We start from the raw sequence: 13,644 nt of genomic DNA, 5'->3' as shown, positions 1-13,644 counted from the left end.
CCAAATTTAAATGACTATGAAAAAAATTATCATATGCCTTACTTTTTTAGGCGCAATGAACTCGATGAATGCACAATTTAATCTCGGAAAAGCTGCCGGGGTTGTTACAAAGGGTGCAAAAGCTTTAACGTTTACGAACGAAGATGCCATTAAATTATCCAAAGAATCTGTAGACTGGATGGATAAAAACAATCCTGTAGCAGGGCCAAAAGATCCTTATACAGTAAGATTGAATAAACTGTTTGGAAAACACAAATCACAAGACGGCCTGAACCTGAATTATAAAGTATATAAAGTAAAAGACATCAATGCTTTTGCTTGTGCAGATGGAAGTGTTCGTGTATTTTCGTCTCTGATGGATATTATGACAGACAACGAATTATTGGCTGTAATTGGTCATGAAATTGGTCACGTTAAAAATCAAGATACAAAAGATGCCATGAAATCTGCTTATTTAAAAGCAGCAGCATTAGATGCAGCTTCATCAGCATCTGGTACGGTAGCCACTCTTAATGACAGTCAGATAGGGAAAATGGCCAATGCATTTTTAGATGCTTCTCATAGCAAAAAACAGGAATCTGAAGCAGATACTTATTCTTATGATTTTATGAAAGCTAACAAATATGACGTAGTAGGTTCTTACACCGCTTTCAAGAAATTAGCTTTATTATCGGAAGGAAATACACAATCTGGTTTTGAAAAAATGTTCAACTCTCATCCTGACAGTGAAAAAAGAGCTCAGGCAATCAAAAAGAGAGCCGAAAAAGACGGATTATGGAAAGATCCGGGAACGGTAGCTATTCCCACAACAAAACTTACAAAATAATTATTTTATTTATTGTTTAAACAAAAATACCTCAAAGCAATGCTTTGAGGTATTTTTATATTTGTTGAATGTATCAGACTAAGAATACATTTTTTCTCTTAATTCCTTTACTTTTTTATCAGCAAGGTATTCGTCATAAGTCATTTCTCTGTCAATAATTCCGTTTGGAGTCAGTTCAATGATTCTGTTACAGACAGTTGACAACATTTCGTGGTCATGAGATGCCAATAAAAGATTTCCCTTGAAGTTAGACAATGAGTTGTTCAAAGTCGTGATACTTTCAAGGTCTAAGTGGTTGGTAGGTTCATCTAATAAAAGAACGTTAGCTTTCTGAAGCATCATTCTGCTGAACATACATCTCATTTTTTCACCCCCTGAAAGTACTTTACAAGATTTCAACGCTTCATCACCAGAGAAAAGCATTCTTCCTAGGAATCCTCTTACGAACTCTTCGTGACGCTCCTCATCATTTTTAGTGAATTGTCTCAACCAATCAACCAGGCTTAAATCTTCCTGGAAGAAATTGGTGTTATCTAAAGGCATGTGAGATTGGTTCGTAGTAACTCCCCAAGCAACAGTTCCTTTGTCTGCCTCAACATTTCCAGCAAGAATTTCGAAAAATTCAGTGATTGCTAAAGAGTTTTTAGAAAGTACTGCTACTTTGTCTCCTTTTTTAAGGTTTAAATCAATATTAGAGAATAATAATTCTCCGTCTTTTGTTTTTTCAAGACCTTTTACATCAAGGATCTGATCCCCAGCTTCTCTTTCCATTTCAAAAATGATGGCAGGGTATCTTCTTGAAGAAGGCTTAATGTCGTCAATATTTAATTTGTCGATCATTTTCTTTCTTGCAGTAGCCTGTTTAGCCTTAGCAACGTTAGAACTGAATCTAGCGATGAAGTCCTGAAGTTCTTTTTTCTTCTCTTCAGCTTTCTTGTTAGCCTGAGCTCTTTGTCTTGTTGCTAACTGAGATGCTTGGTACCAGAAAGAGTAGTTACCGGTATAAAGGTTAAGTTTAGCGTAATCTAAATCTCCAATATGTGTACAAACCGTATCCAAGAAGTGACGGTCGTGAGATACTACGATTACAGTATTCTCATAATCAGCAAGGAAATCTTCAAGCCAAGATATTGTATCAATATCAAGGTCATTGGTAGGCTCATCCAGGATTAGCACATCAGGATTTCCGAAAAGTGCCTGAGCTAAAAGAACCTTTACTTTGTCCTTGTTCTCAAGTTCACTCATCATTTGCCAGTGCATATCATCTTTGATTCCTACATTGGAAAGCATGGTCTGTGCATCAGATTCTGCAGTCCATCCACCCATTTCATCATAGATTACACCTAGCTCCCCAGCTTTAATTCCATCTGCGTCAGAGAAATCTTCTTTTGCGTATAACGCATCCATTTCCTCCTTTATCTCAAATAATTTTTTATTACCTCTTAGTACAGCTTCAAGAACAGTATACTGATCAAAAGCAAAGTGATCCTGTTCCAAAACTGACATTCTCTTCCCTGGTTCCAGAGATACGTTACCTGTTGTAGGATCCTGCTTTCCTGTTAATATTTTAAGGAATGTAGACTTTCCCGCCCCGTTTGCTCCGATGATTCCGTAGCAGTTTCCTTTGGTAAACATAATATTTACCTCGTCAAAAAGAACTCTTTTCCCGAATTGTAAAGATAAGTTAGATACTGTTAACATATAGTTTTGTAAATTTGGCGCAAAAATACAAAAAGAATTTGGGTATTTTGTAATAATATAATAGTCAAGTTTTTAAATGTATGATATTTTTTATATATTTCATTAACGAAATTTTAAAATGATGAAGATTGAAAAAACAGTTAGTATATTAAATAGAAGAGCCCGCTTTGAATATGAAATTCTTGAAGAATATGAAGCCGGAATGGTTTTGACAGGTACAGAAATAAAATCTTTACGTTCTTCTAAGGCATCTATCACAGAATCGTTCTGTCAGTTTATTGATGGGGAGTTATACATCATCAACATGATGATTGATGAGTATAAATTGGGAACTTTTTACAATCATAAAACAAAAAGGGAACGGAAATTGCTCTTGCACAAAAAAGAATTGCAGAAACTTGAAAAAAAGTTAAAGGATGCAGGAAATACGATTATACCTTTGAAATTATATATCACTGATCGAGGGAAAGCAAAGGTGCTGATAGCGCTGGGTAGAGGGAAAAAGCTTTTTGATAAAAGAGAGGCCATTAAAGATAGAGAAAATAAGCGGAACCTGGACAGAATATTAAAGAAAAGTTAAAAATCATTTGAAAAACTTTGTATATAAAGAAAAATTATATTTATTTTGCATTATCAATTATTTAATCATTTAATTCTATGAAAAATCTAAAATTAGGAATTTCAGCATTGGCGCTTACCGTTGCCTCTACTGTTTTCGCACAGACTACCAACAATCCGTGGTTAATCGGAGTTGGTGCTCACGCAGAAAACCATGTAGCTGCACGTGCAGGTTTCAGTAATACGTTCTCTGCGAAAAATTTAACAAAGAATCTGTTCAATATGAACAGCTATTCTATTACACCTCCATTATCTAAGTTAACAGTTGCTAGAAACGTTGGTAAAGGTTTAGTTATTGACTGGCAAACTTCTGTTGGAAATGTTGAAAACAAAAGATTCAACATGGGGAAAGAATTTTTCTTGATGACAGGTATTGGTTTCCAGGCTAAAGCTGCGGGTCTTTTATGGAACGAAGAATCTTGGTTCGATCCATATTTAAGAGTTGGTGCTAACTACCTAAGACATGACTATACAGGGCAATCTTTCCCTAAAAATGGTCTTGATGCTAACGGTAATGTATTAGATGCTAACGTACTAAACGGAAAAGATGGTAACGAGAATGGTAAAGCTAATCACTTTGCTGTATCTACAGGTGCTGGTGCTAACTTTTGGGTAACTAAAAACTTCGGTCTTGGTATCCAAGGAGATTACGTATCAACTCCAGGTGATAAGTCTACTGTTGCTAACTTCTGGCAAGCTTCTGCTTCTATCTTATTCAGATTCGGAAACAGAGATAGAGATAAGGATGGTATCCTAGATAAAGACGATCTTTGTCCAGATACTCCAGGTTTACCAGAATTCCAGGGATGTCCTGATACAGACGGTGACGGAGTTCCAGATAAAGACGATCAATGTCCAGATGTAGCTGGTCCAGTTGAAAACAACGGTTGTCCTTGGCCAGATACAGACGGTGATGGTGTTATCGACAAAGATGATGCTTGTCCTACAGTTGCAGGTCCTGCTGAAAACAAAGGTTGTCCTTGGCCAGATACAGACGGTGACGGTATCTTAGATAAAGATGATGCTTGTCCTACTGTTCCAGGTCTTCCAGAATACAACGGATGTCCTAAACCAAAAGGTCAAACAGCTATCGATGTTGAAACTAAATTGAAGAGTGTTTACTTCGATTTCAACAAAGCTACTATCAAAGCTGAATCTAAAGATGCTTTAGATGCTGCTGCTACTATCATCAAGAAAGACGGAGGTAACTATCTATTAGAAGGTAGAACTGATGCTAAAGGTGCTGCTGCTTACAACTTAAAATTATCTAGAGAAAGAGCTGCTTCTGTAGTTGCTGCTTTAGATTCAAGAGGTGTAGATGCTAATGCTCTTAAATCTATCGGTGTAGGTGCTACTAAAGCGACTGTATCTGCTAAAGCTACAGATGCTGAAAGACAAGTTGACAGAAAAGTAGTTGTTAAAGCTATCGAAAACGATGCTGAGTGGAATGCTATCGCTAAGAAAGATTACGCTGATGCTCCAGTGAAGAAAGCTACTGCTAAAAAAGCAACTAAAAAAGCTCCAGCTAAGAAAAAAGCTGTTGCTAAAAAGAAAAAATAATTAATTTTTCTAAATAATGAATACCTCCAATTTTTTTGGAGGTATTTTTTTTTGTAGACTTTTAAGTAATTTTGTTGAAAATTTAAAATTTAAAAATGGGAAGAGCATTTGAATATAGAAAAGCTTCTAAAATGGCCAGATGGGATAAAATGGCCAAAACTTTCTCTAAAATAGGTAAGGATATTGCATTGGCAGTAAAAGCTGGTGGAACAGATCCGGAAGCTAACCCGGCATTGAGAAGATGTATCCAAAACGCTAAAGGGGCAAACATGCCTAAGGATAACGTAGAAAGAGCAATTAAAAAAGCTAGTGGTGCAGATGCTGAAAACTATGAAGAAGTTACTTATGAAGGATACGGACAGGGAGGAGTTGCTTTCTTTGTAGAATGTACTACAAACAATACAACCAGAACTGTAGCCAACGTAAGAGCTATTTTCAACAAATTTGACGGAAATCTTGGTAAAAATGGTGAGCTTGCCTTTATCTTCGACAGAAAAGGAATTTTTACAATCGATTTAGCTCAAGTGAAGATGGAATGGGATGACTTCGAAATGGAAATGATTGATGGTGGAGCTGAAGATGTAGAAAAAGATGAAGAAGAAGTAATGATTACAACTGCTTTTGAAGATTTCGGGTCTTTATCTCATAAATTGGATGAGCTTGGAATTGAAGCAAAGAGTGCAGAATTACAAAGAATTCCAAACAATACAAAAGAAGTAAACGAAGAGCAGTTTAAAGCAAATATGAAAATGCTTGAGCGTTTTGAGGATGATGATGATGTACAAAACGTTTACCATAATATGGAAATCACTGAAGAGTTAATGAACTCTTTATAAAAAATAATATAGCATTCATATACAGTTAACTTTCAATTAGTTTCTTTGTAAAAAACTATGAAACGCCTTACCATGTTTTCGATTCGGAAATAACAGGCGTTCCGTCCAGCAAATTTTAAAGCTGAAAAATATACGGATGAAAAGAAACGTTGAGTTAGTTGTCATATCGGATGTTCATTTGGGAACTTATGGATGTAAGGCTAAGGAATTGCTGAGATACCTCAATTCTATCCAGCCTAAAACTTTGGTTTTGAATGGTGATATTATTGATATCTGGCAATTCAAAAAGTCTTACTTCCCTAAACCTCATTTGAAAGTGATCCGGAAGATCCTTTCATTTGCGACCAAGAATACGGATGTTTATTATATCACAGGCAATCATGATGAAATGTTCCGTAAGTTTACCGACTTTGAATTGGGAAAACTGAAAGTCTGTAATAAAATATGCCTGACTATTGACCAGAAGAAAACCTGGATCTTTCACGGTGATGTTTTCGATGCCTCAGTTCAGCATTCCAAATGGATCGCCAAACTCGGTGGAAAAGGATATGATCTTTTAATTATCATCAATAATGTTGTAAATTGGTTTTTAGAGAAGATGGGTAAAGAAAAATATTCATTTTCAAAAAAAATTAAAAATAATGTAAAGAAAGCGGTAAAGTACATTGGAGACTTTGAACTTACAGCTTCTGAACTGGCCATTGATAACCAATACGACTATGTAGTGTGTGGGCATATTCATCAACCTCAGATTCGGGAGGTTGTTAATAAAAAAGGGTCCTGTACTTATCTTAATTCCGGGGATTGGATTGAAAACCTGTCTGCATTGGAATATCATGATAAAGAATGGAATATCTTTTACTATGACGATCATAAACATTTACTAAAAGATGATGAAGCAGAAGAAATACAGGAGATGGATAATTCTGAGCTTTTAAAAATCGTAACCAATTTTACTTAATGAAAATTTTGTATGCATTTCAGGGTACCGGAAACGGTCATGTGGCCAGAGCACAGGAGATTATTCCGATACTCAAGAAGTATGCTTCGGTGGATACACTCATCAGTGGACATCAATCGCAATTAAAGGCTGATTTTCCCATTGATTTTCAATATAGGGGTATTTCCCTTCTTTATAACAAAACGGGTGGTTTATCCTATCGAAAAACATTTACTGATAATAAATTCATTGATGCAGCAAAGACGATAATAAATTTAGAGCTTTCCCAATACGATCTCATCATCAATGATTATGAACCTTTAACGGGCTGGGCCTCAAAATTGAAGAAGCTACCCATGATTGAGCTTAGTCATCAGGCATCCATGAGTTTTCCGGAAACCCCTAAACCTGAAAAAAAAGATTTTCTGGGGGAAATGATTTTAAAATATTATGTTCCCAGCGAAAGAAAGATTGGTTTTCATTTTGAAAATTATCATCCACAGATTAAAAAACCAGTCATTCGAAGAAAAATCAGAAATCTTACCCCCTACAAGCAAGGTTATTATCTTGTCTATCTTCCAAGTTTTGCAGATGAAAATATAATTAAAGTTCTGCGGAAAATCCCGGTAGAATGGAAAGTGTTTTCAAAATACAGTAAAGTACAGGTTAAAGTAAAAAATGTTGAAGTATTTCCTATTGATGAAACCCAATATCTGAAATATTTTGAGGGTTGTGAAGGAATTTTGTGCAATGCAGGTTTCGAAACGCCTGCTGAAGCACTTTTTATGGATAAAAAATTATTTGTTATCCCTATTCATAACCAGTATGAACAGGAATGTAATGCCTGTGCTCTTGATAAGATGGGCATTCCTAATTCTAAATCTTTAAATCTGCAGGAGATTATGGAGTGGGTTGCATCAGATTACCATCTGACAGTAGATTATCCGGATAATATTGAAGAGATTCTGGTGAAGGATGTCTTAGCTCTTTAAGAAAATATCCTCCACATCGTTCATTCTCATCATAACAGATCTCGCATAAGAACAGTGAGGATAAACGTTCCAGTTATTTTCCCTTGCAAATTTGATAGCTTCTTCCACTAAGTATTTTCCCATTCCTCTTCCTTCAAACTCAGGATGAACCAATACAAAAGAAATAATCAGTTTTTGATCTTCCGGGAAAATGGTATAGGTTAATCTTCCTACTTCTTTTATTTCGTTATTCAGGGTAAGAACTCCGCCGTTTCCGGATCTGTTGTTTTCAAATTTCATGATAAAGGGCTTTATTGTTATTAAAGGTACGAAAATTATGAGGATTGATAAAATGTATTCGCTTCAAGAGTTTCTTATTCACCATTCATTTGCGAAGCAAAATTGATTATTGACAAGGGCATTAATTATCCTTTCCAGTATAATAGTTATAGTCTTTAATAATAACATTGATAAACTGCTTTTCCGTCATTTTAGTAGGATCTATTTCCAGTTTCAGAATGCTTTTAATCTTATCGGAAAGCTTACCGATAATCTGACGGTCATCGGCTTTTACAGCTTTGGTATAATTATCTTTGATGATTCTCATATCATTATCACTCAAAGCAATCACCTGAGGAAATGAAGGAACATAATCTTCGTTGATGTTCTCAAGAATAGTATGAGAAATATTAATGTTGTTTTTTAAAGAAATAACAGCTGTACCGGAAGCAATATCTCCCAAACGCTGATTATTTTTGGAGACAATCATTGAAATTAAACCTACCACTCCGGCAAAAGATACATCAATCAACCTGAATACCCAGCGGATCATATAATCTGGAAAACTGGCCTGATATCCATCAATCTTTACCACTCTGATTTTCATAAGTTTCTTTCCAGGGGTCTGTCCTTCCATTAAACTCTCCAAAACAACAGGATAAATGTAAGTAGGAAAAGTAAGGATAATATAAACGGCCATTATAGACCAGCTATCCAGACCATTAAGCAAGTATCCCAGGTCCAGGATGTTGAAAAACAAATACAGAACGATGACAATGTAGGCAACCCTTATCAGAAGATCAATGATAAATGCAAGCATTCTTTCTCCAACACTGGCTGTATTGAAGTTAATATTTACATTTTGTGAGGTATTTATCGCGATCTGAGACATATTTTTTATTATTTTAGCCTTACAATTATGAGAGAAGTTTATTTCATTAAACAAAATAAAGAAAAATGGTTGGGAATAGAACAGGTTATTGATGGGAAAATTAAAAAAAATCCCGATGACCTGTCATCATTGTATATAAACCTGATCAATGATCTTTCTTTTGCTCAGACCTACTATCCTAAAAGTAATACTACTGTTTATCTGAATCACCTATCTTCCCAAATCTTTCAAAAGATTTATAAAACCAAAAGAGTAGAGGAAAACAGGTTAGTATATTTCTTTAAAACAGAGGTGCCGTTGCTGGTGTATCAGTATCGGAGATATTTACTGTATGCTTTTCTGTTTTTTGTTCTTTTCACTTCCATAGGAGTGCTTTCTGCCATGTATGATAAAGATTTTGTAAATATTATTCTTGGAGAAAGCTATGTAAACGAAACCATCGAAAATATTAAAAAGAATAATGCAGTTGGAGTCTATCAGAGTGGAACAACCTGGGGAACAACCATTGGGATTATTTTCAACAATATTCAGGTAGGCACTAAATTATATATTTATGGAATTGCCGGTGGGGTGGGAACTCTATTTGCTTTGCTCTCCAATAGTGTAATGTTAGGATCTTTCCAGTACTTTTTCTATGATTATGGAGCTTTAAAAGACAGTGCAAGAGGCATCTGGCTTCACGGTGTTTTTGAAATATTCGCTATGGTTGTGGAAGCTATGTGTGGATTGATTTTAGGAGCCTCTATTCTTTTTCCAAGAACTTTTTCAAGATTTAATTCTTTTAAAAAAGGATTTAAGGATTCTTTTAAAATATTTTTAAGTACGGTTCCTTTCACCATTTGTGCCGGAATTATCGAGGGGTATGTGACAAGGCATGCTTTAAAAATGCCTGTCATTTTAAATCTGATTATTATTCTGGGATCTCTGGCAGTGATAGGATTTTACTATTTTGTATATCCGGCAATAGTCAATAAAAAAACTAATAAGTACATCAATGATACAATTTTATAAAAAAAGAGATTTTGGAACTTTCATTAGTGACAGTTTCAACTTTTTTAAATTATACGGAAAGAATTATTTTAAAAACTACATTCTTATCAATGGCCTGCTGTTGATTTTAATGGTAACGGTTTTTATTTTCGGATATAAAGAACTTTTTTCTCAAATTTTCGGCTCCAATCTGGGTGGAGATACTTATTATTTTGAAAGATATTTTTCAGAGAATGCCGGAATGCTGATTGGGGTAGGGGTTCTTACATTCCTGCTTTTTATGATCCTGGCGATCATCAATTATCTTTATCCGGTATTTTATCTGAAAAGGGTTGCTAATGGCGCAAAAAATATAAAGGCAGATGAGATTTTAGGTGACTTTAAAGAAAATATAGGGAAAATTGCTAAGCTATGCCTTGGGATGACATTTATTGTAATTCCTTTATCATTATTTGTGATAGGATTCTCTTATCTTCTTATCTTAGTGCTTATCGGAATTTTTCTTATTATGATTGTGTATCCTACATTATTTAATGTGATTACATTTCTGATGTATGATTATTTTAATTCAGGCAGAGGTTTTATGGAAAGCCTGAGCCGTTCTATCCGTTCACAGTTTTCTTATCCTAACGGAAGTGAAAAATCACCTTTTTGGAAATATTGGGGAGCATCATTTGTGATGTTTATTATAATGTCACTGGTCAGTTCTGTATTTACCTATATTCCGATGATCTTTTTCTATAGTTCGGTACTCACCAATACACCCGATGGAAATTTTGAGCAAAACCCTTTCACAGGGGCTTTTGGAGTCGCATTTTTTGTATTTTATGGAATCTCAATGCTGCTTTCATTCTTCCTTTCAAATCTGTTGTATGTGAATGCCGGATTGATGTATTATGACAGCAGAACAGATCTTCATCAGAAAGTAGAATTGGAAGAAATAGACACTATTGGAATCAATGAATAAGATTCTTTTTTTCATAGTATTAGTCTTCTCTCTAAGCTTAGTTAAAGCTCAGGATGATTATACGGCAGATTCACTGTATACAACCGGGCATTATCATAATATGCTGCGGGCAGATTCTGTACTGATGAAGAATCCGGTTTCAGAAAATCAGCTGTATCCTAAAGAATTTAAGGAGAATGTTCCATCAAGATATAAAGGAAATGAATTTGATTATACCGTATCAAAACCCAGAGAATCTTTCTGGCAGAAATTGCTGAGAAAAGTTGACCATATTTTCAGGAGTATTTTCGGAGAAACGGTTTTTGAAAAATCTTCCAAAGTAACGGTAGCACTTGTGAGGCTTTTTGCGATTATTCTGGTAGGATTTCTTTTATATTTTATCATTAAATATATCCTTGGAAAAGACGGGAACCTTATTTTCGGTAAAAAGAATAAAAAGCTAAATCTGAATGTAGAGGAACTTCATGAAAATATCCATGAAATTAATTTCCCTGAAAGTATTGCAAAATTTGAACATTCAGGAGATTATCGTTCTGCAGTACGTTATCAGTTCTTATTCATTCTTAAAAAACTAAATGATAAAAAACTGATTAACTGGAATCCTGAAAAGACCAATAAAGATTATGTGGCAGAATTAAAAGCGCCTCATCTTAAGAATGAATTCTTCAATCTGTCTTATATTTTCGATTATGTATGGTATGGCGAATTCAATATAGATGAGCAAAGTTATCAGAAATTTAAAAATCAATATCAGACATTCAAACCATAACTCCATTAACCATGAATAAGACTTTCAGAATATATGCTGTGATCTTCATCGTTGTGATGGTTATTTTGGCGGTGCTTGAAGTGAATAAAAAAGAGACCACAGACTGGCGTAAAAATTTTGATGTCAGCGAGAAATCCCCGTTTGGCCTTTTTGTTTTTGATAACGAAGCTAGAGATCTTTTTAAAAATAATCTGAAGAAGATCAATCAGGCACCCTACGAATATTATAATCAGCATAAAAAAGAAGCCCATAATATTGTCATTATTGAAAAAGATATTGATACAGAATCTTGGAAGAAAGTGATGGATCAGGTTTCAAAAGGTTCAGATGCCATGCTGGTGATAAGCCAGATGCCTAAAGAAGTTTCAGACAGTATAGGATTTTATGATTCAGAGATTTCTTTTGAAGAAGAGAATGTTCTTAAGCTTACGGATAAAAAATACAAGAATGATTTCATTCAGTTGGATAAATTTCCATCAGGAAGAGGATTTTCATTTATTAAACCCGGAGTGGAAGTACTGGGAAAAACGGTAGAGAAGAAAAATACAGATCAGGCTAACTTTATCAAAGTAAAATTCGGAAAAGGAAACTTCTATGTTCATAGCGAGCCACTTTTTCTTACCAATTATTATCTGTTGAAACCAGGAAATGTAAAATATGTTCAAGATGTATTCTCTTATCTTCAGGATCGGGAAACGGTTTGGTTTGTGGAGAGTAATACGAAGGCTTCACGTTTCTTCATGAGATTTATATTGGGAAATCCAGCCTTGAAATATGCATGGTGGGTATTTCTGGGTGGTCTTGTTCTTTTAATTTTCTTTAATGCAAAAAGAAAACAGAGAATTGTACCCGTGATAGAACCCTTGAGAAATACATCACTGGATTTTGTGAAAAGCATTGGAAATCTCTATCTTCAGGAAGGCGATTTTCATGATATGATGGCTAAAAAAGCCCAATATTTCCTGAACAAAGTAAGATTAGACCTTCTGATTGATACTCAGAACATCGATGAAGAGTTTGCCAAGAAGTTACAGATGAAAACCGGACAACCAATGGAGAAGATTAATGAGGCCATCAGTCTTATCAAAAGAGCACAGGATCCATATGCGAGTGTGACGAAGGAAGACCTGGCAAGAATCAATAAATTGCTTGATGAGCTATTAAAATAAAAGAAGAGTACCAACGGGACGATTTAGCCAAAGATAGAACGAAGTCGAAGTCCTATCAAACCAAAAAATAAAAATTATGGAAAATCTTGATAATCCAAACATAGAAAATCAATCTTCTATCAATCTAAATAAAAACGAAGATCAGTTTCAGTCGAGAATTGATATGATAGAACTTCGTGCAAGCCTGGATAAGGTAAAAGCTGAAATAGGAAAAGTAATTGTAGGACAGGAAAACATGATAGAGCACCTTTTGGCGGCATTGCTTTCAAACGGACACGTTCTCATTGAAGGAGTTCCGGGAGTTGCTAAAACTATTACGGCAAAATTATTAGCGAAAACCATTGATGTAGGTTTCAGCAGAATTCAATTTACACCGGATTTGATGCCTTCAGATATTCTGGGAACTTCGGTATTCAGTATGAAAAACTCTGAATTTGAATTTAAAAAAGGACCTATTTTCTCCAACTTTATACTCATTGATGAGATCAACAGGTCACCAGCAAAAACTCAGGCTGCATTATTTGAAGTAATGGAAGAAAGACAGATCACAATGGATGGTACCCGCTACATTATGGAGGAACCATTTCTGGTGGTAGCTACTCAAAACCCAATAGAACATGAAGGAACATACAGACTTCCGGAAGCGCAGCTAGACCGTTTCTTGTTCAAAATTAACGTGGGTTATCCGAATCTTGAGCAGGAAATCACGATCATTAAAAATCAGCACGAAAGTAAAAAAGAAGATAAAACAGAAGGGATAAACCATGTTATTACAGCAGAACAATTGAAATCTTACCAGCATTTGGTAAAAGAAATCATTGTAGAGTCCCAGTTGATGGAATATATTGCAAAAATTATTATCAACACCAGAGAAAATCAGTTTCTGTATTTGGGGGCTTCACCACGAGCTTCATTGGCACTTCTTACTGCTTCCAAAGCTTTTGCAGCATTAAGAGGAAGAGATTTTGTGACTCCTGAAGATATCAAGGAGGCAAGTTATGCAGTATTAAGACACAGAGTAATCGTTTCTCCGGAAAGAGAAATGGAAGGGCTTACTGCAGATGAAATTATCCGTCAAATCTTAGAAGGAATAGAGATTCCGAGATAGATGGTAGAAATAAGAGGT

At 35.1% G+C, this 13,644-nt stretch carries 14 protein-coding genes; 11 read left to right on the top strand and 3 right to left on the bottom strand.

Going from position 1 to position 13,644, the window contains the following annotated elements:
* The first annotated feature begins 16 nt into the window (after positions 1 to 16).
* On the top strand, positions 17 to 826 hold the full coding sequence (locus CHSO_RS00140) for a M48 family metallopeptidase (protein ID WP_045491037.1): 810 nt from the start codon (positions 17 to 19) through the stop codon (positions 824 to 826).
* A 78-nt stretch (positions 827 to 904) separates the two neighbouring features.
* Here CHSO_RS00140 and CHSO_RS00135 read toward each other — a convergent pair whose 3' ends face one another.
* Positions 905 to 2,527 carry an ABC-F family ATP-binding cassette domain-containing protein gene (locus tag CHSO_RS00135; RefSeq protein WP_045491034.1) on the bottom strand — a complete coding sequence of 541 codons (1,623 nt, stop codon included), beginning with the start codon at positions 2,525 to 2,527 and terminating at the stop codon, positions 905 to 907.
* 121 nt (positions 2,528 to 2,648) lie between these two features.
* Between CHSO_RS00135 and smpB the strand changes: the two genes are divergently transcribed.
* The 5 genes from smpB (at position 2,649) to CHSO_RS00110 (ending at position 7,473) form a co-directional block, all read left to right on the top strand.
* Entirely contained in the window at positions 2,649 to 3,107 is a 459-nt protein-coding gene (smpB, locus tag CHSO_RS00130) for an SsrA-binding protein SmpB (protein WP_045501613.1), read from the top strand.
* A gap of 77 nt (positions 3,108 to 3,184) precedes the next feature.
* Positions 3,185 to 4,705 (top strand): OmpA family protein, encoded by a 1,521-nt coding sequence (locus tag CHSO_RS00125; RefSeq protein WP_045491031.1) that lies wholly within the window; start codon positions 3,185 to 3,187, stop codon positions 4,703 to 4,705.
* 95 nt (positions 4,706 to 4,800) lie between these two features.
* A complete protein-coding gene (locus CHSO_RS00120) occupies positions 4,801 to 5,541 on the top strand; it encodes a YebC/PmpR family DNA-binding transcriptional regulator (RefSeq protein WP_045491025.1) in 741 nt (246 codons plus the stop codon).
* A gap of 136 nt (positions 5,542 to 5,677) precedes the next feature.
* A complete protein-coding gene (locus tag CHSO_RS00115; RefSeq protein ID WP_045491022.1) occupies positions 5,678 to 6,502 on the top strand; it encodes a UDP-2,3-diacylglucosamine diphosphatase in 825 nt (274 codons plus the stop codon).
* Positions 6,502 to 7,473, top strand: coding sequence for a glycosyltransferase family protein (locus CHSO_RS00110; RefSeq protein WP_045491019.1), 972 nt, complete (start codon positions 6,502 to 6,504; stop codon positions 7,471 to 7,473). The genes CHSO_RS00115 and CHSO_RS00110 overlap by 1 nt, the downstream gene beginning before the upstream one ends.
* Here the strand turns inward: CHSO_RS00110 and CHSO_RS00105 are convergent.
* Positions 7,462 to 7,752, bottom strand: coding sequence for a GNAT family N-acetyltransferase (locus CHSO_RS00105; RefSeq protein ID WP_045491016.1), 291 nt, complete (start codon positions 7,750 to 7,752; stop codon positions 7,462 to 7,464). The genes CHSO_RS00110 and CHSO_RS00105 overlap by 12 nt on opposite strands.
* A 121-nt stretch (positions 7,753 to 7,873) precedes the next feature.
* On the bottom strand, positions 7,874 to 8,623 hold the full coding sequence (locus CHSO_RS00100; RefSeq protein WP_045491013.1) for an RDD family protein: 750 nt from the start codon (positions 8,621 to 8,623) through the stop codon (positions 7,874 to 7,876).
* 27 nt (positions 8,624 to 8,650) lie between these two features.
* Between CHSO_RS00100 and CHSO_RS00095 the strand changes: the two genes are divergently transcribed.
* The 5 genes from CHSO_RS00095 to CHSO_RS00075 all read left to right on the top strand — a co-directional run bounded on the left by CHSO_RS00095 (position 8,651) and on the right by CHSO_RS00075 (position 13,626).
* Positions 8,651 to 9,634: a stage II sporulation protein M gene (locus CHSO_RS00095; protein WP_045491010.1), complete on the top strand. Its 984-nt coding sequence runs from the start codon at positions 8,651 to 8,653 to the stop codon at positions 9,632 to 9,634.
* Positions 9,618 to 10,580, top strand: coding sequence for a DUF4013 domain-containing protein (locus tag CHSO_RS00090; RefSeq protein ID WP_045491007.1), 963 nt, complete (start codon positions 9,618 to 9,620; stop codon positions 10,578 to 10,580). Before CHSO_RS00095 ends, CHSO_RS00090 begins: the two co-directional genes overlap by 17 nt.
* Entirely contained in the window at positions 10,573 to 11,349 is a 777-nt protein-coding gene (locus CHSO_RS00085; RefSeq protein ID WP_045491004.1) for a DUF4129 domain-containing protein, read from the top strand. Before CHSO_RS00090 ends, CHSO_RS00085 begins: the two co-directional genes overlap by 8 nt.
* Positions 11,350 to 11,360: 11 nt before the next feature.
* Entirely contained in the window at positions 11,361 to 12,518 is a 1,158-nt protein-coding gene (locus CHSO_RS00080; protein ID WP_045491001.1) for a hypothetical protein, read from the top strand.
* A 76-nt stretch (positions 12,519 to 12,594) separates the two neighbouring features.
* Positions 12,595 to 13,626: an AAA family ATPase gene (locus CHSO_RS00075; protein ID WP_045490998.1), complete on the top strand. Its 1,032-nt coding sequence runs from the start codon at positions 12,595 to 12,597 to the stop codon at positions 13,624 to 13,626.
* The last annotated feature ends 18 nt before the right edge of the window (positions 13,627 to 13,644 follow it).

Source organism: Chryseobacterium sp. StRB126 (assembly GCF_000829375.1).
Taxonomy (GTDB): domain Bacteria; phylum Bacteroidota; class Bacteroidia; order Flavobacteriales; family Weeksellaceae; genus Chryseobacterium.
The sequence above is the reverse complement of the archived record's forward strand: the minus strand, read 5'-3'. Positions and strand labels throughout refer to the sequence as shown.

Excerpts from the sequence above, each read along its gene's own strand:
- CHSO_RS00140 (WP_045491037.1), top strand. The coding sequence starts at position 17 with ATGAAAAAAATTATCATATGCCTTACTTTTTTAGGCGCAATGAACTCG.
- CHSO_RS00135 (WP_045491034.1), bottom strand. The coding sequence starts at position 2,527 with ATGTTAACAGTATCTAACTTATCTTTACAATTCGGGAAAAGAGTTCTT.
- smpB (WP_045501613.1), top strand. The coding sequence starts at position 2,649 with ATGAAGATTGAAAAAACAGTTAGTATATTAAATAGAAGAGCCCGCTTT.
- CHSO_RS00125 (WP_045491031.1), top strand. The coding sequence starts at position 3,185 with ATGAAAAATCTAAAATTAGGAATTTCAGCATTGGCGCTTACCGTTGCC.
- CHSO_RS00120 (WP_045491025.1), top strand. The coding sequence starts at position 4,801 with ATGGGAAGAGCATTTGAATATAGAAAAGCTTCTAAAATGGCCAGATGG.
- CHSO_RS00115 (WP_045491022.1), top strand. The coding sequence starts at position 5,678 with ATGAAAAGAAACGTTGAGTTAGTTGTCATATCGGATGTTCATTTGGGA.
- CHSO_RS00110 (WP_045491019.1), top strand. The coding sequence starts at position 6,502 with ATGAAAATTTTGTATGCATTTCAGGGTACCGGAAACGGTCATGTGGCC.
- CHSO_RS00105 (WP_045491016.1), bottom strand. The coding sequence starts at position 7,752 with ATGAAATTTGAAAACAACAGATCCGGAAACGGCGGAGTTCTTACCCTG.
- CHSO_RS00100 (WP_045491013.1), bottom strand. The coding sequence starts at position 8,623 with ATGTCTCAGATCGCGATAAATACCTCACAAAATGTAAATATTAACTTC.
- CHSO_RS00095 (WP_045491010.1), top strand. The coding sequence starts at position 8,651 with ATGAGAGAAGTTTATTTCATTAAACAAAATAAAGAAAAATGGTTGGGA.
- CHSO_RS00090 (WP_045491007.1), top strand. The coding sequence starts at position 9,618 with ATGATACAATTTTATAAAAAAAGAGATTTTGGAACTTTCATTAGTGAC.
- CHSO_RS00085 (WP_045491004.1), top strand. The coding sequence starts at position 10,573 with ATGAATAAGATTCTTTTTTTCATAGTATTAGTCTTCTCTCTAAGCTTA.
- CHSO_RS00080 (WP_045491001.1), top strand. The coding sequence starts at position 11,361 with ATGAATAAGACTTTCAGAATATATGCTGTGATCTTCATCGTTGTGATG.
- CHSO_RS00075 (WP_045490998.1), top strand. The coding sequence starts at position 12,595 with ATGGAAAATCTTGATAATCCAAACATAGAAAATCAATCTTCTATCAAT.